This is a genomic window from Kitasatospora sp. NPDC093550 (assembly GCF_044764985.1).
Lineage (GTDB): Bacteria > Actinomycetota > Actinomycetes > Streptomycetales > Streptomycetaceae > Kitasatospora.
Map to the genome: position 1 here is coordinate 53,722 of NZ_JBIWJF010000028.1, position 21,669 is coordinate 75,390.

At 71.0% G+C, this 21,669-nt stretch carries 18 protein-coding genes and 2 tRNA genes; 12 read left to right on the forward strand and 8 right to left on the reverse strand.

Features of this window, described 5'->3' with window-relative positions; genetic code table 11:
- Nucleotides 1-77: 77 nt before the first annotated feature.
- The 8 genes from ACIRD3_RS32600 to rpmH form a co-directional block, all read right to left on the reverse strand.
- Nucleotides 78-1,064, reverse strand: a complete 987-nt coding sequence (locus ACIRD3_RS32600; RefSeq protein WP_402223776.1) for a ParB/RepB/Spo0J family partition protein — start codon at nucleotides 1,062-1,064, stop codon at nucleotides 78-80.
- Nucleotides 1,061-2,038 carry a ParA family protein gene (locus ACIRD3_RS32605; RefSeq protein WP_402223777.1) on the reverse strand — a complete coding sequence of 326 codons (978 nt, stop codon included), beginning with the start codon at nucleotides 2,036-2,038 and terminating at the stop codon, nucleotides 1,061-1,063. Before ACIRD3_RS32605 ends, ACIRD3_RS32600 begins: the two co-directional genes overlap by 4 nt.
- 269 nt (nucleotides 2,039-2,307) lie before the next feature.
- On the reverse strand, nucleotides 2,308-3,144 hold the full coding sequence (gene rsmG / locus ACIRD3_RS32610; RefSeq protein ID WP_402223779.1) for a 16S rRNA (guanine(527)-N(7))-methyltransferase RsmG: 837 nt from the start codon (nucleotides 3,142-3,144) through the stop codon (nucleotides 2,308-2,310).
- Between the two features lie 181 nt (nucleotides 3,145-3,325).
- Nucleotides 3,326-3,856 carry a protein jag gene (locus ACIRD3_RS32615; protein WP_402223781.1) on the reverse strand — a complete coding sequence of 177 codons (531 nt, stop codon included), beginning with the start codon at nucleotides 3,854-3,856 and terminating at the stop codon, nucleotides 3,326-3,328.
- A gap of 82 nt (nucleotides 3,857-3,938) precedes the next feature.
- Nucleotides 3,939-5,108: a membrane protein insertase YidC gene (gene yidC / locus ACIRD3_RS32620; RefSeq protein ID WP_402223783.1), complete on the reverse strand. Its 1,170-nt coding sequence runs from the start codon at nucleotides 5,106-5,108 to the stop codon at nucleotides 3,939-3,941.
- Nucleotides 5,105-5,476: a membrane protein insertion efficiency factor YidD gene (gene yidD, locus ACIRD3_RS32625; protein ID WP_402223785.1), complete on the reverse strand. Its 372-nt coding sequence runs from the start codon at nucleotides 5,474-5,476 to the stop codon at nucleotides 5,105-5,107. The genes yidC and yidD overlap by 4 nt, the downstream gene beginning before the upstream one ends.
- Nucleotides 5,473-5,901: a ribonuclease P protein component gene (gene rnpA, locus ACIRD3_RS32630; RefSeq protein WP_402223786.1), complete on the reverse strand. Its 429-nt coding sequence runs from the start codon at nucleotides 5,899-5,901 to the stop codon at nucleotides 5,473-5,475. The genes yidD and rnpA overlap by 4 nt, the downstream gene beginning before the upstream one ends.
- Before the next feature lie 18 nt (nucleotides 5,902-5,919).
- Entirely contained in the window at nucleotides 5,920-6,057 is a 138-nt protein-coding gene (rpmH, locus tag ACIRD3_RS32635) for a 50S ribosomal protein L34 (protein ID WP_030059672.1), read from the reverse strand.
- A 354-nt stretch (nucleotides 6,058-6,411) separates the two neighbouring features.
- Here rpmH and dnaA point away from each other — a divergent pair, with 354 nt between their 5' ends.
- From dnaA to ACIRD3_RS32695, 12 genes are all read left to right on the forward strand, one after another.
- Entirely contained in the window at nucleotides 6,412-8,256 is a 1,845-nt protein-coding gene (dnaA, locus tag ACIRD3_RS32640; protein ID WP_402223788.1) for a chromosomal replication initiator protein DnaA, read from the forward strand.
- A 934-nt stretch (nucleotides 8,257-9,190) separates the two neighbouring features.
- A complete protein-coding gene (dnaN, locus tag ACIRD3_RS32645; protein WP_402223789.1) occupies nucleotides 9,191-10,321 on the forward strand; it encodes a DNA polymerase III subunit beta in 1,131 nt (376 codons plus the stop codon).
- A gap of 264 nt (nucleotides 10,322-10,585) precedes the next feature.
- The gene (gnd, locus tag ACIRD3_RS32650) at nucleotides 10,586-11,461 is read left to right on the forward strand and encodes a phosphogluconate dehydrogenase (NAD(+)-dependent, decarboxylating) (protein WP_402223791.1); all 876 of its coding nucleotides are present in this window, start codon (nucleotides 10,586-10,588) and stop codon (nucleotides 11,459-11,461) included.
- Between the two features lie 40 nt (nucleotides 11,462-11,501).
- Entirely contained in the window at nucleotides 11,502-12,635 is a 1,134-nt protein-coding gene (recF, locus tag ACIRD3_RS32655; RefSeq protein ID WP_402223793.1) for a DNA replication/repair protein RecF, read from the forward strand.
- 127 nt (nucleotides 12,636-12,762) lie between these two features.
- The gene (locus tag ACIRD3_RS32660) at nucleotides 12,763-13,302 is read left to right on the forward strand and encodes a DUF721 domain-containing protein (protein WP_402223795.1); all 540 of its coding nucleotides are present in this window, start codon (nucleotides 12,763-12,765) and stop codon (nucleotides 13,300-13,302) included.
- Nucleotides 13,303-13,559: 257 nt separating this feature from the next.
- Entirely contained in the window at nucleotides 13,560-15,575 is a 2,016-nt protein-coding gene (gene gyrB, locus ACIRD3_RS32665) for a DNA topoisomerase (ATP-hydrolyzing) subunit B (RefSeq protein ID WP_402223797.1), read from the forward strand.
- Between the two features lie 56 nt (nucleotides 15,576-15,631).
- Nucleotides 15,632-18,244 carry a DNA gyrase subunit A gene (gene gyrA / locus ACIRD3_RS32670; protein ID WP_402223799.1) on the forward strand — a complete coding sequence of 871 codons (2,613 nt, stop codon included), beginning with the start codon at nucleotides 15,632-15,634 and terminating at the stop codon, nucleotides 18,242-18,244.
- Nucleotides 18,245-18,394: 150 nt separating this feature from the next.
- Nucleotides 18,395-19,129: a DUF3566 domain-containing protein gene (locus tag ACIRD3_RS32675; protein ID WP_402223800.1), complete on the forward strand. Its 735-nt coding sequence runs from the start codon at nucleotides 18,395-18,397 to the stop codon at nucleotides 19,127-19,129.
- 259 nt (nucleotides 19,130-19,388) lie between these two features.
- The gene (locus ACIRD3_RS32680; protein WP_402223802.1) at nucleotides 19,389-20,783 is read left to right on the forward strand and encodes a class I SAM-dependent methyltransferase; all 1,395 of its coding nucleotides are present in this window, start codon (nucleotides 19,389-19,391) and stop codon (nucleotides 20,781-20,783) included.
- A 16-nt stretch (nucleotides 20,784-20,799) separates the two neighbouring features.
- Nucleotides 20,800-20,876 (forward strand) — tRNA-Ile (locus ACIRD3_RS32685).
- An 84-nt stretch (nucleotides 20,877-20,960) separates the two neighbouring features.
- Nucleotides 20,961-21,034, forward strand: a tRNA-Ile gene (locus ACIRD3_RS32690).
- A gap of 330 nt (nucleotides 21,035-21,364) precedes the next feature.
- Complete coding sequence (locus ACIRD3_RS32695; protein WP_014137031.1) at nucleotides 21,365-21,493, forward strand: DLW-39 family protein; 129 nt, start codon at nucleotides 21,365-21,367, stop codon at nucleotides 21,491-21,493.
- The last annotated feature ends 176 nt before the right edge of the window (nucleotides 21,494-21,669 follow it).

Sequence of the window (21,669 nt, forward strand, 5' to 3'; positions counted from 1 at the left end):
ATGTTTCACGTGAAACAGCGCTCACGTGAAGCATGCACCCATCGGGTCGGTGCCCTGAGGCGGGCCCTCGGACCGGTTCAGCCCTGCGACAGCCGCAGACCGTCCTCGCCGGGAGCCATGCTGTCCAGGATCCGGTTGAGGTCCTCCACCGAACCGAACTCCAGCACCACCTTGCCCTTGCCCAGCTTGCCGCCGCGCTGCGAGACCTCGACCTTGACCCGGGTGTCGAAGCGGTCCGACAGCCGGCTCGCCAGGTCGTTGAAGGCCGGGGAGAGCAGCCGACCCGCCTTCGGGGCCTGGCGCTTCGGCTTGTCCGCCTCGCTCTCGGCGGCCGAGTTGATCATCGTGACGATCTCCTCGACGTTGCGCACGCTCAGGCCCTCGGCGTTGATCCGGGCCGCCACCTGCTCCTGACGCTCGGGGTCCGCCAGGCCCAGCAGCGCCCGGGCGTGCCCGGCCATCACCGTGCCGGCCGCCACCCTGGTCTGGACGGAAGCCGGCAGCTTCAGCAGCCGCAGCGTGTTGGAGACGTGCGAGCGCGAGCGCCCGACCCGGTCCGCCAGCTGGTCGTGGGTGCAGGAGAAGTCCCGCAGCAGCTGGTCGTAGGCGGCCGCCTCCTCCAGCGGGTTCAGCTCGGCGCGCTGGAGGTTCTCCAGCAGCGCGTCCAGCAGCAGCTTGTCGTCCTCGGTGGCGCGGACGATCGCGGGGATCCGCTCCAGCCCGGCTTCCCTGGAGGCGCGCAGACGGCGCTCCCCCATGATCAGCTCGAAGCTGTCGGGCGCCACCTCGCGCACCACGATCGGCTGGAGCAGGCCGACCTCCTTGATGGAGGCCACCAGCTCGTTCAGCTTGTCCGGGTCGAAGTGGTCTCGCGGCTGACGCGGGTTGGGCTTGATCACGTCGACCGGCAGCTCGGCGAAGAGGGCGCCCGGCACCGGCCGCGGCAGGCCCCGCCGGTTCTCCGTCGACGCCCTGGCCGCCGCCACCGCCGTCGTGCCCTCGGCCGATGCCGGGGTACGGATCAGCGCGTCAAGCCCCCGTCCCAGCGCCCTGCGACCACTCACCGATTGCCCTCCGTCGTACCGAACTGTGCCACCGGGGCGTGCTGCCCCGGAGTGTTGCCGTCCCGCTGCTGACCCGGCACCGAAACGCCGTCGGTGCCCACCGCACGCAGCGCGAGCTCGCGGGCGGCCTCCAGGTAGGAGAGCGCACCGGTCGAGCCCGGGTCGTAGGTCAGCACCGTCTGACCATAGCTGGGCGCTTCGGAGACGCGCACCGAGCGCGGGATCGCGGTGTGCAGCACCTCCTGCTGGAAGTGGGTCCGGACCTCCTCGGCCACCTGGGCGGCCAGCCTGGTCCGGGCGTCGTACATGGTGAGCAGGATGGTCGACACGTGCAGCGCCGGGTTGAGGTGCGCGCGCACCAGCTCGACGTTGCGCAGCAGCTGGCCGAGGCCCTCCAGCGCGTAGTACTCGCACTGGATCGGGATCAGCACCTCCTGGCCGGCGACCAGGGCGTTGACCGTCAGCAGCCCCAGCGAGGGCGGACAGTCGATCAGGATGTAGTCCAGCGGCTGCTCGTAGGCGGCGATGGCGCGCTGCAGCCGGCTCTCCCGGGCCACCAGGGAGACCAGCTCGATCTCGGCGCCGGCCAGGTCGATGGTGGCGGGGACGCAGAACAGCCCCTCGACGTCGCGCACCGGCTGCACCACGTCGGCCAGGGGCTTGCCCTCCACCAGGACGTCGTAGATGGACGGCACGTCGGCGTGGTGGTCGATGCCCAGTGCCGTGGAGGCGTTGCCCTGCGGATCGAGGTCGACGACCAGGACGCGCAGCCCGTGCATGGCCAGCGAGGCGGCCATGTTCACGGTGGTGGTGGTCTTGCCCACCCCGCCCTTCTGGTTGGCGACCACGATCACCCGGGTGGCGGCGGGTCGGGGCAACCCCTCGCCCGCTCGGCCGATCGCCTGAACCGCAGCCTGGGCAGCCCGCGCGATGGGCGTGTCATCGATCTGGTCGATGGTCTCCGAGTCCTGCATGGGGCTCAGTGTTTCACGTGAAACCGGAGCGGCAACAGTCGCCGCCCGGAAGATGCCGAGCCCGCGGCGGAGCCGCTGATCGAAACTGTCCGAGAGCAAGGAGCGACGTTTCACGTGAAACACCATGCCCGCTATGCCGGAAATCTGACGTTGCGACACTCCGGTGCCCCGGCGGCGGCCCGCGCGTCACCTGAACGACGACGGGCGGACGCTCCTCCCCTCCAGGAGGACCGTCCGCCCGTCTCCGCACGTGTCCGGGATCACCCGGTTCAGCGGGTGCGGCGCCGCCCGCCGCGGCCGCGCTCGCCGTTCCGGGCGCTCGCGTTGCGCCCGGCCCGGGCCGCCTTGGCCCGCCGGGTCGCGGCCTTCACACCACCGGGGCTCTCCCCCGCCTTGACCTGGACCACCCGGGTCGAGGTCTCCAGGGTGCCCTCGCCGACCGAGATCACGCTCCACTCGACCGCGCCCAGCTTGGACAGCCCGGCGCGCGAGTCGGCCAGCTCCTGCTCCGCGCTGTCACCCTTGAGCGCCAGCATCTGACCGTGCGGGCGCAGCAGCGGCATGCCCCAGCCGGCCAGCCGCTCCAGCGGCGCCACCGCCCGGGCGGTCACCACGTCCACCGCCAGCTTGCCGACCATCTCCTCGGCGCGGCCGCGCAGCACCGTGACGTTCTCCAGCCCCAGCTCCCGGACGACCTCCTCCAGGAAGGTGGTCCGGCGCAGCAGCGGCTCCAGCAGCGTCACCGAGACGTCCGGACGGGCCAGTGCCACCGGGATGCCGGGCAGACCGGCGCCGGAGCCGACGTCGCAGAGCGAGGTTCCGGCCGGCAGCAGCTCGGCCAGCACGGCACAGTTCAGGACGTGGCGGTCCCAGAGCCGGGGCACCTCCCGCGGCCCGATCAGCCCGCGCTGGACGCCCGCGGTGGCCAGCAGCTCGGTGTACCGGACCGCGGCGTCGAAGCGGTCACCGAAGACCTCCCGGGCCACGGCCGGCGCCTCGCCCGGCGTGACCACCTCGCCCGGCGCAGCCACCTCGGCGGTCCGCCCCTCGGCGGCCGGGTCCACGTCCGCCCCCGGCCGGCCGGCAGCCGCGTTCTCCGTGTCCATCTCGACCTCTCCGATCCCCGGATCCACCGACCCGCTCAACGCACTGTTTCACGTGAAACGTCTCCCGCCGGGCCGCTCCCCGCGGAAGGGACGACGACCCCGCCCGCACGAGGCGGACGGGGTCGCGTCCGGTGAAGCTCTCCGGCTGCCCGGGGGCAGCCGGTCATCGACCTGCCGGCCCTCAGGCCGGCAGCACGACCACGCACCGCTGGGGCTCTTCGCCCTCGGACTCGCTGCGCAGACCGGCCGCGGCGACCGCGTCGTGGACGACCTTGCGCTCGAAGGGCGTCATCGGCCGCAGCTTGACCTGCTCGCCGGTGCTCTTCGCCTGCTCGGCGGCCTTGGCGCCGATCGTGGCCAGCTCGGAGCGCTTGCGGGCCCGGAAGCCGGCAATGTCCAGCATGAGGCGGCTGCGCTCGCCGGTCTCCCGGTGGACAGCCAACCGGGTCAGCTCCTGCAGGGCCTCCAGCACCTCGCCGTCCTGGCCCACCAGACGCTGCAGCGCCCGGTCGTTGCCGTCGCTGACGATGGAGACCAGGGCGCGGTCGCCCTCGACGTCCATGTCGATGTCACCGTCGAGGTCCGCGATGTCGAGCAGACCCTCCAGGTAGTCCGCCGCGATGTCGCCCTCCTGCTCCAGGCGGGAGATGAGGTTCTCGTCGGCGCTGGCGGCGGCCTCGGCCTCGACGGCGGAGGTGGTGCCTTCCGTCACTGATGGACTCCTTCGGAGATGGGCCCGTCTGCCGGGCCTGGAACGAAGCTCTTCGCGGCTGTCACGACCGGCCCGCGGCCGGTCAGGACTTCCTCTTCGGCCGCTGGCCGCCACCGCGCTTCGGCTGCTGCCGGGTGCCCTGCTTGGTGCCGGCCGGCTTGGCCGCGGTCTGCTTGGCGGGCGTCGGCTTGGCGGGCGTCGGCTTGCTCCCCGAGTCGGCCGGGACGGCCTGGTCGGCGGGCTGCTCGGCCACGGTGTCCTGGCCCTGCTCGGCCGGGTGCGGGGCACCGGCCTGGCGCTGCGACTTGGTCTGCCGACGGGGCTGCTGGCGACGCGCCTGCACCGACTCCTCGACCACCGCGGACGCGGTCGACGCGGCGCTCAGGGCCTCCTTGGACGGCGGCAGGATGCCCCAGAGCGCGCCCTTGATCTCCGTACCGTCCGGACGCAGTCGGCCGGCCTTCTTCAGCCGCGCCTGGCGCTCCTGGAAGGCCTTGCTGCCCGGGGTCGGGTTGTTGTGGATCACGATCAGCTGCTGGCCCATCGACCAGACGTTGGTGGTCAGCCAGTAGACGAGGACACCGACCGGGAAGTTGATGCCCATCACGGCGAACATCACCGGGAAGACGTACATCAGCATCTTCTGCTGCTGCATGAACGGCGTCTTCACCGTGAGGTCGACGTTCTTGGTCATCAGCTGGCGCTGGGTGATGAACTGCGACAGCGACATCAGGATGATCATCACCGCGGTGACGATCTTGACGCTGGTCTCGTCGCTCCCGAGGAAGGTCGCGGAGAGCGGGGCACCGAAGATGTGCGCCTTGCCGGCGCTCACCAGCAGGTCACCGTGGATGACCCCGATGTCCTGGCCCTTGGCGACCTTGGCGAGCACGCCGTAGAGGGCGGTGAAGAACGGCGCCTGCACGAGGATGGGAAGGCAGCTGGAGAACGGGTTGGTGCCCGCCTCCTTGTACAGCTTCATCATCTCTTCGGACTGGCGCTGCCGGTCGTTCTTGTAGCGCTCCTGGATGGCCTTCATCTTCGGCTGGATCGCCTGCATGGCCCGGGTCGCCTTGATCTGCTTCACGAAGAGCGGGATCAGGCAGATCCGGATGACGACCACCATCGAGGCGATGGCGAGACCCCAGGCCCAGCCACCGTCCGGGTCGAAGACGTGGCTGTACAGCGAGTGGAACTGGACGATGATCCAGGACACCGCTGTGTACAGGGGATTCAGGAAGGAGAAGGTCACCGGTCAGGCTCCTTGGACAGGTGGATTGGCCGCACGGGGCCAATGGTCGCCGGGCCCTCTGGGTCCGGACCGGCGGGGTGGGCGGTCACCGGTTCTCCGGGGGCGGACCGGCTCTTCAGCCAGTCTCGCAACCGCCGGTGCCACACCGGATGCTTACGCGGCGGGACGTGATCAACCCCGCCGGGCGTCCACGGATTGCAGCGCAGGATGCGCCACGCGGTCAGTCCGCCGCCCTTGACCGCTCCGTGCACCTTCACGGCCTCGTAGCCGTAGTGCGAGCAGGAGGGGTAGTAACGGCACACCGGACCGAGCAGTGGGCTGATCGTCCACTGGTAGACCCGGATCAGACCCATCAGCAGGTACTTCATCGCCCTGCTCCCGTCGGCGCCGTGGCGGCGGGCTCGGCCCTCAGCAAACGCTTCAGCGCCGCGTCCAGGTCGCGTTCGAGCTCCTGGTACGAGGCGGACGCGGCCTGGGGCAGCGCACGCACCACTATCAGGCTACCGGCGGGCAGCCTGGACAGACGATCACGAACGAGGTGGCGCAACCGGCGCTTGACCAGGTTGCGGACGACCGCCGGGCCGACGGCCTTGCTCACGACGAAACCCGCACGCGCCGAAGGAGTCCCCTCGGCGACGTGCGGGCGGGAGTCGCTGGTCCGGTCGGTCTGCCCCTGGGGGTCACCCTCTCTGCTGAGATGGACGACCAGAAGGGGCCGGCCGGCCCGGCGACCGCGTTTCACCGCGGTCGCGAAGTCCTGGCGCCGCCGCAGCCGATTCTCGGAGGGCAGCACAACAGACTCTGGCGCGGATCAGGCGGACAGGCTGGCGCGGCCCTTGCCACGGCGGGCGGCCAGGATGGCGCGGCCGGCGCGGGTACGCATACGCAGCCGGAAGCCGTGGGTCTTCGCGCGACGACGGTTGTTCGGCTGGAAGGTGCGCTTGCTCACTCGGGGGCTCCTGAGGTGAATCGTAGGATGACGGGGAGTCGCTTGGCCGTCACCGTGCGTCCGCGTGATCTCCCTTGATTGCGGAAATCCGGCCCATCGCCCCAGTTCGGCTGGGGTCTAGGGCAATCCACGGCGCCCGTGCTGCGCGCCTTAGGAAGCGGGTGGACCCGCGGACATGCGGCAGCGGCCATCGACAACTCGACCTGGTTACGGTACGCGGGACGGGGCACGAGGGTCAAACCAGCCCCTCCGGACCCCGTTTACCCACAGCCTGTGGACAACGACTTGATCCGGCTCTGTTCGCTGACTACCGTTGCAGAACTTGTCTGGTTTGTTCTTGGAAAGCGTGCACCAGTGGCTGATGTCAACAGCGACCTCGTCCCGGTCTGGGCCAGGGTCGTCGAGCGGCTGGTCAGCGACCCCGATGTCGGGGAGATGGACAAACAGTGGGTGCAGCGCACCCAGCCGATGTGGATGATGCACGACACCGCCCTGCTGGCGACCCCGAACGAGCGGGCCAAGCAGGTGCTGGAGGGCCGGCTGCTGCCGCAGCTGACCGAGGCCCTCAGCCGTGAGCTCAGCCGCCCCGTCCGGATCGCCGTCATGGTCGACGCCAACGCCGTGCCGACCACCCCCGCGCCCGCCGACCGGTCCCCCGAGCCGTACCCGGGCCCGGCCGAGGACACCGGCGGCTACGGCGGCCAGGACTACCAGCAGCCGTACGAGCACGGCCAGCCCTACGAGAAGGGGCAGCCGTACGAGCAGGACTACGAGCGCCCCCGCTACGACACCGGCGGCTACGAGCAGCGCCCGGCGCCGTACGGCGGTCCCGCCTCCGGCCCGCAGGGCTGGCAGGGCTACCCGGAGCAGCACGGCCACTACGAGTCCGAGGAGCCCGCGCCGCGTCCGGCGCCGCGCCCGCTCCCGGGCCCGCCCGCGACCACCCAGGGCGACCTCTTCGGCGGCGCCTACGGCCCCGGCCCGAACGAGCAGCCCCGCGCGGGTGCCGGCCGCCGCACCACCGGCTCCCGGCCCACCGGCGGCCGTCCGGCGGAGAAGACCGCCCCGGACCGCTCCGGCGACCGGCCCGGTGACCGTCCCGCCGTTCCCGGCGTGCCCGCCCCGCCCGGCGCTCCCCCGGCCGGCGGCTCTCGCAAGGACGAGCCGGCCGCCCGGCTGAACCCCAAGTACCTGTTCGACACCTTCGTCATCGGCGCCAGCAACCGCTTCGCGCACGCGGCGGCGGTGGCGGTCGCCGAGGCCCCGGCCAAGGCGTACAACCCGCTCTTCATCTACGGCGAGTCCGGGCTGGGCAAGACCCACCTGCTGCACGCCATCGGGCACTACTCGCGCAGCCTCTTCCCGGGCACCCGGGTGCGGTACGTGTCCTCGGAGGAGTTCACCAACGAGTTCATCAACTCGATCCGGGACGGCAAGGCGGACACCTTCCGCCGGCGCTACCGGGACATGGACATCCTGCTCGTGGACGACGTGCAGTTCCTCGCGAGCAAGGAGTCCACGCAGGAGGAGTTCTTCCACACCTTCAACACCCTGCACAACGCGAACAAGCAGATCGTCCTCTCGTCGGACCGGCCGCCCAAGCTGCTCACCACGCTGGAGGACCGGCTGCGCAACCGCTTCGAGTGGGGTCTGATCACCGACGTCACCCCGCCGGAGCTGGAGACCCGGATCGCGATCCTGCGCAAGAAGGCGATCCAGGAACAACTGAACGCTCCCGCCGACGTGTTGGAGTTCATCGCGTCCCGGATCACCCGCAACATCCGGGAGTTGGAGGGCGCGCTGATCCGGGTCACCGCCTTCGCCAACCTCAACCGGGCGCCGGTGGACCTGGAGCTGGCCGGGATCGTCCTCAAGGACCTGATCCCGGGCGGGGACGAGGACGCCGGTCCGGAGATCACCGCGCAGGTCATCATGCAGCAGACCGCCGCGTACTTCGGCCTGGGCGTGGACGACCTCTGCGGATCCTCCCGCAGCCGGGTGCTGGTGACGGCCCGCCAGATCGCGATGTACCTGTGCCGCGAGCTCACCGACCTGTCGCTGCCGAAGATCGGCGCGCAGTTCGGCGGTCGCGACCACACCACGGTGATGCACGCGGACCGCAAGATCCGCTCGCTGATGGCCGAGCGGCGCTCGATCTACAACCAGGTCACCGAACTCACCAACCGCATCAAGAGCTAGCCGCCGCCGCGCACGCGGCCCGGAGGGCGTCAGGAGCGATCCCGACGCCCTTTTTCGCGCGCCCACAGGTGTGCGTCCCGGGCCGACTGGGCAGGGATGTGGTCGACGGACGATCCACCAATCCACAGCCCGTGCCGAACAACTGACCGGTGATTCGAAAACCCGGGGCGCACAAGGCCGTTGTCCACAGGGCGGGTGACTTCCCCACAGTCCACAGGCCGGGGAGCCCGGAGTTATCCAGAATTCGTCCACAGGCCCGTCACCGCTACGCTCTTCGGCGCAGGTCAGGTGCCTGTGGACTTGTGCACAACGGTTATCCACAGGGTGTGGACAATTGACGGCCCGCCAGTGGGCCGTCCGGGTTATCCACCGGTTGTCCCCAGGCCCGGGGCGGTTATCCCCAGCTTGTCCACAGCGGCGTCCACAGTTCGACAACCGTGAGCTGGCGTTCATGCCCTGGTGTGAAAGGCGTCACGAAAAGTTGACCGGCGCCCGTGGATAACCGGGCCCGGATCTGGGGACAGGGCTGGGGATAACCTGTGGATACCCTCCGTGGCCTGTGGGTAACGCTCGGCTGTCCACAGCGGGGCCTGTCCGTCCACAGCCGCCGTCCACACCCACTGTGGACAAAATTCGGGCCCTGACCTGCGGAAACGGGGTTATCCACGGTTTCCACAGGCCCTACTACTACCACTACACATTTAGACCGTGGACTTGCTTTCAAAGCGGGTGGGCCCCGAATCTGTGGACAACCGCGCCCCGACACCTGTTCGGGTTGCTTCCGCCCGTCTGCCCCGTCTGTCGGCGGAGTACGTCAGACTGTCCTTGCGACTGGAAGCGGAGTGAGCAGAGCTCGGCGGACAGCCCAACCGACGATCAAGATCAGACGAACCAGAGTGCGAGCGGGAGCGCTCGATCCAGGAGGCGGTTACCGGTGAAGTTCCGGGTGGAGCGTGACGTCCTCGCGGAGGCGGTGGCCTGGGCTGCCCGCAGCCTCCCGGCACGGCCGCCGGTGCCGGTGCTGGCCGGCCTGCTGCTGACGGCACAGGAGGGCAGCCTGGCGCTGTCCGGCTTCGACTACGAGGTCTCGGCCCGGGTCGAGCTGGAGGCGGACGTCGAGGAGGCCGGCACCGTCCTGGTCTCCGGTCGACTGCTGAACGACATCTCCCGCAACCTCCCCAACAGGCCTGTGGAGATCTCCACCGACGGCCAGCGGGTCAGCGTGGTCTGCGGCAGCTCGCGCTTCACCCTCCCCACCCTCCCGGTGGACGAGTACCCGGCCCTGCCCCAGATGCCGACCGCCACCGGCACCGTCTCCGGCGACGTCTTCGCCTCCGCCGTCAGCCAGGCGGCGGTCGCCGCCGGCCGGGACGACACCCTCCCGGTGCTCACCGGTGTCCGGGTCGAGATCGAGGGCGACCGGATCACCCTGGCCGCCACCGACCGCTACCGCTTCGCCGTCCGCGAGCTGCTGTGGAAGCCCGAGCAGTCGGACATCTCCGCGGTCGCGCTGGTCCCGGCCAAGACCCTCCAGGACATCGCCAAGTCCCTGGGCAGCGGCGACAACGTCTCCATCGCGCTCTCCTCCGGCGGTGCCGGGGAGGGCCTGATCGGCTTCGAGGGCGCCGGCCGCCGGACCACCACCCGGCTGCTGGAGGGCGAGTTCCCCAAGTTCCGCAGCCTCTTCCCGACGGAGTTCAGCGCCGTCGCCGCGATCCAGACCCAGCCCTTCCTGGAGGCGCTCAAGCGCGTCTCGCTGGTCGCCGAGCGCAACACCCCGGTCCGCCTCAACTTCGAGCAGGGCGTGCTCACGCTGGAGGCCGGCTCGGGCGACGACGCCCAGGCCACCGAGCGGATCGAGGCCGACCTCGAGGGCGACGACATCTCGATCGCCTTCAACCCGGGCTACCTGGAGGAGGGCCTCAAGGCCATCGACTCCGCCTACGCCCAGCTGAGCTTCACCACCCCGACCAAGCCCGCGCTGCTCAGCGGCAAGGTCTCGGTGGACGCCGAGGAGGACAAGGCCTACCAGTACCTGATCATGCCGGTCCGCCTCTCCGGCTGACGCTCGGGAGCGGCATGATCCCGGGGGTGTGGGGGTCGCCCCCCACAAGGCAGAGCATGCCGGTCCGCCTCTCCGGCTGATCCCTCCGGCCGACCGCGCCCCGGAACGGTTACCCACAGGCTGTGCACACCCGCTGTGCACAGCCTGTGGACGTCTCCCCCGGTCGGCCGACCGCAGGCGGGCCGCGGCGGTTCAGCGCGTAGGCTCAAGGCGTGCGGCAACGGCGCCGCCGCCAGGCATGTCACCACAGGTAAGGACTTGGTCATGGAGCTCGGCCTCATCGGTCTCGGCAAGATGGGCGGCAACATGCGCGAGCGGATCCGCCGCGCCGGCCACACCGTCATCGGCTACGACCGCAACCCGGACGTCTCCGACGTCGAGAGCTTGCAGGAACTCGTCACCAAGCTGCAGGGCCCGCGCGTGGTCTGGGTGATGGTCCCGGCCGGCGCCGCCACCCAGGCGACCGTCGACGAGCTCGCCGAGCTGCTCTCCCCCGGTGACGTGGTGGTGGACGGCGGCAACTCCCGCTGGACCGACGACGTCAAGCACGCCGAGGCGCTGGCCGCCAAGGGCATCGGCTTCGTGGACTGCGGTGTCTCCGGCGGCGTCTGGGGCCTGGAGAACGGCTACGCGCTGATGTACGGCGGCGACGCCGAGCACGTCGCGCGGGTCCAGCCGGTCTTCGACGCGCTCAAGCCCGAGGGCGACTTCGGCTCGGTGCACGCGGGCGCGGTGGGCGCCGGCCACTTCGCCAAGATGGTCCACAACGGCATCGAGTACGCGATGATGCAGGCCTTCGCCGAGGGCTGGGAGCTGCTGGAGGCGGCCCCCGAGGTCACCGACGTGCGCGAGGTCTTCCGCAGCTGGCAGGAGGGCACCGTCATCCGCTCCTGGCTGCTGGACCTGGCCGTCCGCGCCCTGGACGAGGACGAGCACCTGGCCAAGCTGCGCGGCTGGGCCGCCGACTCCGGCGAGGGCCGCTGGACCGTCGAGGCCGCGATCGACCACGCCGTGCCGCTGCCGGCGATCACCGCCTCGCTGTTCGCCCGCTTCGCCTCCCGCCAGGACGACTCGCCGCAGATGAAGATGATCGCCGCCCTGCGCAACCAGTTCGGCGGCCACGCGGTCGAGTCCAAGTAACCGCAGGTCTCTCCACAGAAGGCGGGCGCAGTCCACAGCCATGCACGTCGCGCATCTGTCGCTCGCCGACTTCCGGTCGTACACCCGGGCCGAGGTGCCCCTCGACCCGGGTGTGACGGCCTTCGTGGGGCCCAACGGCCAGGGCAAGACCAACCTGGTCGAGGCGATCGGCTACGTCGCCACCCTGGGCAGCCACCGGGTCGCCACCGATGCCCCGCTGATCCGGCTGGGCGCCGAGCGGGCGGTGATCCGCACCTCGGTGGTGGACCGCGGCCGCTCCACCCTGGTCGAACTGGAGCTCACCCCGGGCAAGGCCAACCGGGCCCGGATCAACCGCTCCGACAACGTCCGCCCGCGCGACGTGCTGGGCCTGTTGCGGACCGTGCTGTTCGCACCCGAGGACCTCACCCTGGTCAAGGGTGACCCGGGCGAGCGCCGGCGCTTCCTGGACGAGCTGCTGACCGCCCGCGCACCCCGGCTGGCCGGTGTGCGGCAGGACTACGAGCGGGTGCTCAAGCAGCGCAACGCCCTGCTGAAGACCGCCGCGATGGCCCGCCGGGCCGGCGGCGGCAAGGGTGCCGACCTGTCCACCCTGGAGGTCTGGGACGGCCACCTGGCCCGTGCCGGAGCCGAGTTGACGGCCTTCCGGATCCAGCTGGTGGCCGCGCTGCAGCCGCTGGTGACGGCCGCGTACGGGCAGTTGGCGCCCGGCGGCGGCGAGACCGCCCTGGAGTACCGCAGCTCCTTCGAGGGCGAGCTGCCGACCAGTCGCGAGCAGGCCGAGGAACAGCTGCTGCAGGCCCTGCGGGCGGTCCGCAAGCAGGAGGTCGAGCGCGGCCTCACCCTGGTCGGCCCGCACCGCGACGAGCTGGTGCTCAAGCTCGGCCCGCTGCCCGCCAAGGGCTACGCCAGCCACGGCGAGTCCTGGTCGTTCGCGCTGGCGCTGCGGCTGGCCTCGTACGAACTGCTGCGCGCCGACGGCGGCGAGCCGGTGCTGATCCTGGACGACGTGTTCGCCGAGCTGGACGCGGCCCGCCGGGACCGGCTGGCCGAGCTGGTGGCCGACGGCGAGCAGGTGCTGGTGACCGCGGCGGTCGCCGAGGACGTGCCGAAGGCGCTGGCCGGTGCCCGGTTCGCGGTGGCCGACGGCGCCGTGCGCCGCGTGGACGCCTGATCCGCGGTCCCCGCACTCCACGATCCGCACGCTCCGGCGGCCGGGCCCACCCGGCCGTCCGTCGTCCGTGTCCTCCCGTACGCTGGATCGCTCAGCGTTGTCCACAGGCTGGGGAAAGGAGATCGCCGTGAGCGAGCCGGCGGAGAACTCCCCCCGGTCCGAGGCCGGCGAGCCGACGGGTGCCGACCTCGCGCGCTCGGCGCTGCGGGCGGCCCGCGCCCAGGCCCGCCAGCGCGGCGAGCAGGTCCAGCAGAAGCGCGAGGCGAAGCGGCACGGTCTGCGCAGCGGTGCCCGTTCGGACGGCCGCGACCCGGTCCCGCTGGGAGCGGCGCTGAACCGGCTGCTGACCGAGCGCGGCTGGGAGTCCTCGGCTGCGGTCGGCGGGGTGATGGGCCGTTGGCCGCAGATCGTCGGCCCGGACATCGCCGCGCACTGCCACCCCTCTTCCTACGACGAGGCCGCCGCGGTGCTCACCGTGCAGTGCGACTCGACCGCATGGGCCACTCAACTCCGCTGGCTGGCACGGCAGTTGGTGGCACGTCTGAACCACGAGCTGGGCCACGGCACGGTCAAGACCATCAAGGTGCTGGGCCCGGCGGCGCCCGCGCGCGGCTACGGCCGGCTGCGGGCGCCGGGGAGCAAGGGGCCGGGCGACACCTGGGGGTGACCGGGGCGGGTCCGGCGCGGATCGGATGGCGATCTTCCGGAACCCCTGACAGCCCTCCCAGGCGCTCTGAGGCCCCCGGGCGAGTATCGGGACATGTGCGGAGGGGCTTCAGGGCGGCATATCTGCCTTCAAGGGCTGCCAAACGCCCATCTATGTCAGTCGTACCGGTAGACTGAGAGCCAAACACTGTTGCTAGTGGCAACCGAGTCGAAACACTGTGGTCGCACGCCCGCCCGGACGGGGCGGGGATGCGGCCCGTGCTGTGCCAGAGAGGGCGCTTCGTGGCCGATTCCGGCAACCCCAGCCAGACCCCAGACCAGACCGACCAGGCTTCCTACACCGGTAGCAACATCCAGGTGCTGGAAGGCCTCGACGCCGTCCGCAAGCGCCCCGGCATGTACATCGGTTCCACCGGTGAGCGCGGCCTGCACCACCTGGTGCAGGAGGTCGTGGACAACTCCGTCGACGAGGCGATGGCCGGGTACGCCGACACCATCGACGTGACGATCATGTCCGACGGCGCGATCCGCGTCGTCGACAACGGCCGCGGCATCCCGGTGGACATCGTCCCCGGCCAGGACAAGCCGGCCGTCGAGGTCGTCCTCACCGTCCTGCACGCCGGCGGCAAGTTCGGCGGCGGCGGCTACGCCGTCTCCGGCGGTCTGCACGGCGTCGGCGTCTCCGTGGTGAACGCGCTGTCAACCCGGCTCTCCGTGGAGATCCACAAGGACGGCCACATCTGGACCCAGGACTACAAGATGGGCGCGCCGACGGCCGCCCTGGTCAAGGGCGCGGAGACCGACCGGACCGGCACCACGGTCACCTTCTGGGCCGACCCCGACATCTTCGAGACCACCGTCTACTCCTTCGAGACCCTCTCCCGGCGCTTCCAGGAGATGGCCTTCCTCAACAAGGGCCTGTCGATCTCGCTGACCGACGAGCGCCCCGAGCACGTGGACGAGGAGGGCAAGCCGCTCACCGTCACGTACAAGTACGACGGCGGCATCGCCGACTTCGTCGCCCACCTCAACTCCCGCAAGGGCGAGGTCATCCACCCCTCGGTGATCGACTTCGAGGCGGAGGACAAGGACAAGGCGATCTCGGTGGAGATCGCGATGCAGTGGAACTCCTCCTACACCGAGGGGGTCTACAGCTTCGCCAACACCATCCACACCCACGGCGGCGGTACCCACGAGGAGGGCTTCCGCGCCGCGCTGACCGGCCTGGTCAACCGCTACGCGCGGGACAAGAAGCTGCTCCGCGAGAAGGACGACAACCTCTCCGGCGAGGACATCCGCGAGGGTCTGACCGCGATCATCTCGGTCAAGCTCGGCGAGCCGCAGTTCGAGGGCCAGACCAAGGACAAGCTCGGCAACACCGAGGCCAAGACCTTCGTCCAGAAGGTCGTCCACGAGCAGCTCAACGACTGGCTGGACCGCAACCCCAACGAGGCTTCGGACATCATCCGCAAGTCCATCCAGGCCGCCACCGCGCGCGTCGCCGCCCGCAAGGCCCGCGACCTGACGCGCCGCAAGGGCCTGCTGGAGTCCGCCTCGCTGCCGGGCAAGCTCTCGGACTGCCAGTCCAAGGACCCGTCCGAGTGCGAGATCTTCATCGTCGAGGGTGACTCCGCCGGCGGCTCGGCCAAGCAGGGCCGCGACCCGCGCACCCAGGCCATCCTGCCGATCCGCGGCAAGATCCTGAACGTCGAGAAGGCCCGGATCGACAAGGTGCTGCAGAACACCGAGGTCCAGGCGCTGATCTCGGCCTTCGGCTGCGGCATCCAGGAGGACTACGACGAGGCCAAGCTCCGGTACCACAAGATCGTCCTGATGGCCGACGCCGACGTCGACGGTCAGCACATCCGGACCCTGCTGCTGACCCTGCTGTTCCGCTTCATGCGGCCGCTGGTCGAGGCCGGGTACGTCTACCTCGCCATGCCCCCGCTGTACAAGATCAAGTGGGGCAAGGACGACTTCGAGTACGCCTACTCCGACCGCGAGCGCGACGCGCTGATCGCCGCCGGGGTGGAGGCCGGGCGCCGGCTCCCCAAGGACGACGCGATCCAGCGGTTCAAGGGTCTCGGCGAGATGAACGCCGAGGAGCTCCGGGTCACCACCATGGACGCCGAGCACCGGCTGCTGCTCCAGGTCACGCTGGAGGACGCCGCCCGCGCCGACGAGCTGTTCTCCGTGCTGATGGGCGAGGACGTCGAGGCCCGCCGCTCCTTCATCCAGCGCAACGCCAAGGACGTCCGCTTCCTGGACGTGTGACGCCTGCACCCCAGGCCCCGCACGTACCAGTCCGCGTGAAAGGAAACTGACCACCAGTGGTCGACGACAACCGTCCCGACGCCGAACAGCCCGAGACCCCCGAAGCCGCCGAGGCCACCGCCCAGGCGACGATGCGGATCGAGCCGGTCGAGCTCGAGACCGAGATGCAGCGCTCGTACCTCGACTACGCGATGAGCGTGATCGTCAGCCGTGCGCTGCCCGAGGTCCGCGACGGCCTCAAGCCGGTGCACCGCCGCGTGCTCTACGCGATGTACGACGGCGGGTACCGCCCCGAGAAGGGCTACTACAAGTGCGCCCGCGTCGTCGGCGACGTGATGGGCAACTACCACCCGCACGGCGACACCTCGATCTACGACACCGTGGTCCGCCTGGCCCAGCCGTGGTCGATGCGGATGCCGCTGGTGGACGGCAACGGCAACTTCGGCTCCCCGGGCAACGACCCGGCGGCGGCCATGCGCTACACCGAGTGCAAGATGATGCCGCTGGCCATGGAGATGATGCGCGACATCGACGAGGAGACCGTCGACTTCGCGCCCAACTACGACGGCCGCTCGCAGGAGCCGACCGTCCTCCCGGCCCGCTTCCCCAACCTGCTGGTCAACGGTGCCACCGGCATCGCGGTCGGCATGGCCACCAACATCCCGCCGCACAACCTGCGCGAGGTGGCCTCCGGCGCGCTCTGGTACCTGGAGAACCCCGAGGCCTCCAACGAGGAGCTGCTGGAAGCCCTGATCGAGCGGATCAAGGGCCCCGACTTCCCGACCGGCGCGCTGATCGTCGGCCGCCGCGGGATCGACGACTACTACCGCACCGGCCGCGGCTCGGTCACCATGCGCGCCGTCGTCGAGGTCGAGGAGATCCAGGGCCGGCAGTGCCTGGTGATCACCGAGCTGCCGTACCAGGTCAACCCGGACAACCTCGCGCTGAAGATCGCCGACCTGGTCAAGGACGGGAAGATCGCGGGCATCGCGGACGTCCGCGACGAGTCCTCCTCCCGCACCGGCACCCGCCTGGTGGTCGTGCTCAAGCGCGACGCGGTCGCCAAGGTCGTGCTGAACAACCTGTACAAGCACACCGAGCTGCAGACCAACTTCGGCGCCAACATGCTGGCCCTGGTCGACGGCGTGCCGCGCACCCTGTCGCTGGACGCCTTCATCCGGCACTGGGTCAACCACCAGGTCGAGGTCATCGTCCGGCGGACCACCTTCCGCCTGCGCAAGGCCGAGGAGCGCGCCCACATCCTGCGCGCCCTGCTCAAGGCCCTGGACCTGATCGACGAGGTCATCGCGCTGATCCGGGCCTCGGCGAGCGCCGACGCCGCCCGCACCGGCCTGATGGGCCTGCTCGACATCGACGAGCTCCAGGCCAACGCCATCCTGGAGATGCAGCTGCGCCGCCTGGCCGCCCTGGAGCGCCAGCGGATCATGGACGAGCACGACGAGCTGCAGCGCAAGATCGACGAGTACAACGCGATCCTCGCCTCGCCGACCCGTCAGCGGGAGATCATCTCCGAGGAGCTCACCGCGATCGTCGAGAAGTACGGCGACGAGCGGCGCTCCACCCTCATCCCGTCCGACGGCGACCTCTCCATCGAGGACCTCATCGCCGAGGAGGACATCGTCGTCACGATCACCCGTGGCGGCTACGTCAAGCGGACCCGCTCCGACCTCTACCGCTCGCAGAAGCGCGGCGGCAAGGGCGTGCGCGGTGCCCAGCTGAAGCAGGACGACATCGTCGACCACTTCTTCGTGACGACGACCCACAACTGGATCCTGTTCTTCACCAACAAGGGCCGGGTCTACCGCGCCAAGGGCTACGAGCTGCCGGACGCCGGGCGGGACGCCCGCGGCCAGCACGTCGCCAACCTGCTGGCCTTCCAGCCGGAGGAGCACATCGCCCAGGTGATGGCCGTCCGGACGTACGAGGACAAGCCGTACCTGGTCCTCGCCACCCGGGCCGGCCTGGTGAAGAAGTCCCCGCTGAAGGACTACGACTCCCCGCGCTCCGGCGGCCTGATCGCGATCAACCTGCGCCAGGACGAGGAGGGCCGGGACGACGAGCTGATCGGCGCCGAGCTGGTCTCCTCCGAGGACGACCTGCTGCTGGTCTCCAAGAAGGCCCAGTCGATCCGCTTCACCGCGACCGACGACGCCCTGCGGCCCACCGGCCGCGCCACCTCCGGCGTCAAGGGCATGGCCTTCCGCGAGGACGACGAGCTGCTCTCGATGAACGTCGTCCGCCCGGGCACGTACGTCTTCACCGCCACGGACGGCGGCTACGCCAAGCGGACGGGTGTGGACGAGTACCGTGTCCAGGGACGCGGCGGCTACGGCACCAAGGCGGCGAAGATCGTCGAGGGCCGGGGTTCGCTCGTCGGCGCACTCGTGGTGGACGAAACCGACGAGATCATGGCGATCACCCTCTCGGGCGGGGTGATCCGCACGAGGGTTTCCGAGGTTCGTGAAACCGGACGTGACACCATGGGCGTCCAACTGATCAACCTCGGAAAGCGCGACGCGGTCGTGGGCATGGCCCGCAACGCGGAGGCCGAGGACGAGGAGACGGCGGAGGACGAGGTCACCGGCACCGAGTCCACCGAGACGACCGAGGGTGCGGAGACGGCGGTCGGCGGAGACGTCGAGGCCTGAACCGAACCGCAGACCGGTGCCGCCGCGTCCACAGGGTGGGTACGGCGGCACCGGACGCCGACCAGTTCCGGGCAATCCCGCCGGGCGCTGGATGACGAGTGACGTAGCAGGGCGGCGGCGCCGTCCTGGTGGGAAGTGCGGGAGGACCAGGTGAGTGGAGCCACGGGTGCTGCGGGAGGAACCTCCGGCGGCCGTCCGGGCGCGCAGGGCGGTGGCTCGTACGGCGTGCCGCAGCCGCCGACCGAGCACTCTGCCGCGTCCACCTCGCTGATGCCGCCGGTCGGCGGCGCGGGCCAGAGCGGCGCGACCTACGGCGGCCAGACGCCGCCGGCGCCGGGAACCCCGGCGCCCGGCTCGGGGGGCTTCTCCCAGCCGACCACGTACGCCAAGGGGCAGCCGACCCCGGCCCGGGGCACCCGGACCTCGGGCAACACCCCGGCGGGCGGCACCCCCGTCCCCGGGGCGGCGCGCCGCCCCGCCGCGGCGCCCGCGGCGGCCGGCCCCGGCCTCGGCCGGACCCGCAAGGCCCGGCTGCGGGTGACCAAGGTCGACCCGTGGTCGGTGATGAAGGTCAGCTTCCTGCTGTCGCTGGCCGTCGGCATCATCATCATCGTGGCCTCGGCCGTGCTGTGGATGACCCTGGACTCGCTCGGGGTCTTCGACTCCCTGAGCAAGACCCTCAAGGACGTCACCGGCTCCGACAGCAGCGGCGGCGTCAACCTGATGGACTACGTCGGCTTCGGCAAGGTGATGACCTTCACCACGCTGATCGCCGTGGTGGACGTCGTCCTGCTGACCGCGCTGTCCACCCTCTCCGCGTTCATCTACAACGCGGCGGCCGGCTTCACCGGCGGCGTCGAGCTGACCCTGGCCGAGGAGGACTGACCCCGGCCGGTTCCTGACCCGCGCTCAGCTCCCCGTCCACGGACGGAATGTACGGGCCCCACAGGCTGTTGCAGCCGGTGGGGTCCGTTCGGCATTCGGGTGACAGCCGGCGCCCCGCGGCGTGCCGCCCGGAAGCGGGTCAGCGGCCGTGGGATTAGCTGGGTGGCACCCGCTCCGCGCCTGGGAGTGCCGCAGGCCGCCCCCGGTCCGCCCGACCGGGTCAGGTGAGTTCAGCAGGACGACTGGACGGAGGCGCGCGGTGGCGAAGCTCGCAGGTCAACTGGTCGAGGCCCTGGACGGGCTGCTGGGGGTGCCGGTACCGCTGCGGGTACAGGCCTGGGACGGCAGCGTCGCCGGGCCGCCCGGGGCGCCCACCCTGGTCCTGCGCAACCGCCGGGCGCTGCGCCGCCTGATCTGGCAGCCGGGCGAGCTGGGCCTGGCCCGGGCCTATGTCGCGGGGGACCTCGAGATCGCTCCCGGCTCCGACCTCTACGAGGTGCTCTCGGTGGTCGGCCGGTTCGCCGAGCTGCCGGAGATCCGCACGCTCGACCTCGGCCCGCGGGCGGTGCTCGGCGCCAGGGGCCGCCGGGCCATCGCGGCCGCCCTGCGCGCCGGGGCGCTCGGCCCCGAGCCGGCGCCGCCCCGGGAGGAGGTCCGGAAGGCCGCGGGGCGGCTGCACAGCCGCGGCAGGGACCGCGCGGCCATCAGCCACCACTACGACGTGGGGAACGACTTCTACCGCCTCGTGCTGGGCCCCTCGATGGTCTACTCGTGCGCCTACTGGACGCCGGAGGCGAAGAGCCTGGAGGCCGCCCAGGAGGCCAAGCTGGACCTGATCTGCCGCAAGCTCGGCCTGCGGCCCGGGATGCGGCTGCTGGACGTCGGGTGCGGCTGGGGCTCGCTGCTGCTGCACGCGGCCCGGCACTACGGCGTCACCGCGGTCGGCGTCTCGATCTCCCGGGAGCAGGTCGCGCTGGCCCGCGCACGGGTCGAGGAGGCCGGCCTGGCCGACCGGGTCGAGGTCCGGCTGCAGGACTACCGGGAGATCCCCGACGGGCCGTTCGACGCGATCTCCAGCGTCGGGATGGCCGAGCACGTCGGCTCCGAGCAGTACCGGGTCTACGCCGAGGGCCTGTACCGGCTGCTGGCGCCCGGCGGCCGGCTGCTCAACCACCAGATCGCCCGCCGCCCCGACCACCCCGGCGAACCCCACCGCACCAGCCCCTTCATCGACCGCTACGTCTTCCCCGACGGCGAGCTCTCCCCCGTCGGTTCCACGGTGTCCCGGCTGGAGGAGGCGGGCTTCGAGGTCCGGGACGTCGAGTCGCTGCGCGAGCACTACGGGCTGACCCTGCGCGAGTGGGTGGCCAACCTGGAGGCGCACTGGACGGAGGCGGTCCGGCTGGTCGGCCGCGGCCGGGCCCGGGTCTGGCGGCTGTACATGGCCGCCTCCGCGCTGGCCTTCGAGCAGAACCGCATCGGGATCAACCAGGTCCTCGCCGTCCGCAGCACCGAGGAGGGCGCGGCGGGGCTCCCGCCGACCCGCGAGGAGTGGCTGCTGCGCCGCTCCGCCGTGGCCCGGCAGCCGGTCTCCGGGGCCCGTGCCGCGGCCCCCGCCGATACGGATTTGGGGGATCGGCCGTCGGTCCGCTAATCTTTCAGTGCGGCAAGGGCCTATAGCTCAGACGGTTAGAGCGCTTCCCTGATAAGGAAGAGGCCACAGGTTCAAGTCCTGTTAGGCCCACCACCGCGAAGGCCCCGGAGTGATCCACTCCGGGGCCTTCGACGTTTTCGCGGATCGGCCGGATTCCGGTACGATCTCTGTCGACGAGGGCCTATAGCTCAGACGGTTAGAGCGCTTCCCTGATAAGGAAGAGGCCACAGGTTCAAGTCCTGTTAGGCCCACCTCCCCGAAGGGCCCGGAGTGATCCACTCCGGGCCCTTCGGCGTTCCCGGCCGCGGTCCGCTCGGGATCCGACCCGGGATTCCCGGTCCGGTCGTGGACGGGCGGTCCGCCCGGCAGGAGGTGCGGCGTCAATCCTCGGACCGGACCGCCGGGTTGGTCGCACCGGTGGCTGGTCACGATTGGGATACCGGTGTGTATCATCGGCCGCAAGGGCAGTCTGGCACCCGGCCGCCCGTTCGCGCTCGAAACACAACTGGACTCGTCGGCCCGGTCAGTCCGGCCGGATCCGGCTCTTGAGTCCACCAACGCAAGAAGGACGAGGTCCCGCGGTGAAGAAGCTTCTCCTGGTCGCCCTGGTCGCCCTCGGCGGCTTCTTTGTCTACCGTCAGGTCCAGGCGGACCGCGCCGAGCAGGACCTGTGGACCGAGGCCACCGACCCGGTTCCGGCCGGTCGCTGAGCCCGGGCGATCTGACGATCGACGATCTTCGGGGGCGCCGACCCGCGCCTCCCGGGCCGGGGGGGGCGGGGGGCCGCCCGGCCCCCCCCCCCCCCCCCGCCGGGCCCCCCGGGGGGAGCCCCCCCCCCCCCCGACCCGAATGGCCGGGGGGGCGCCCCGGGGCGGGGGGGGGGCGT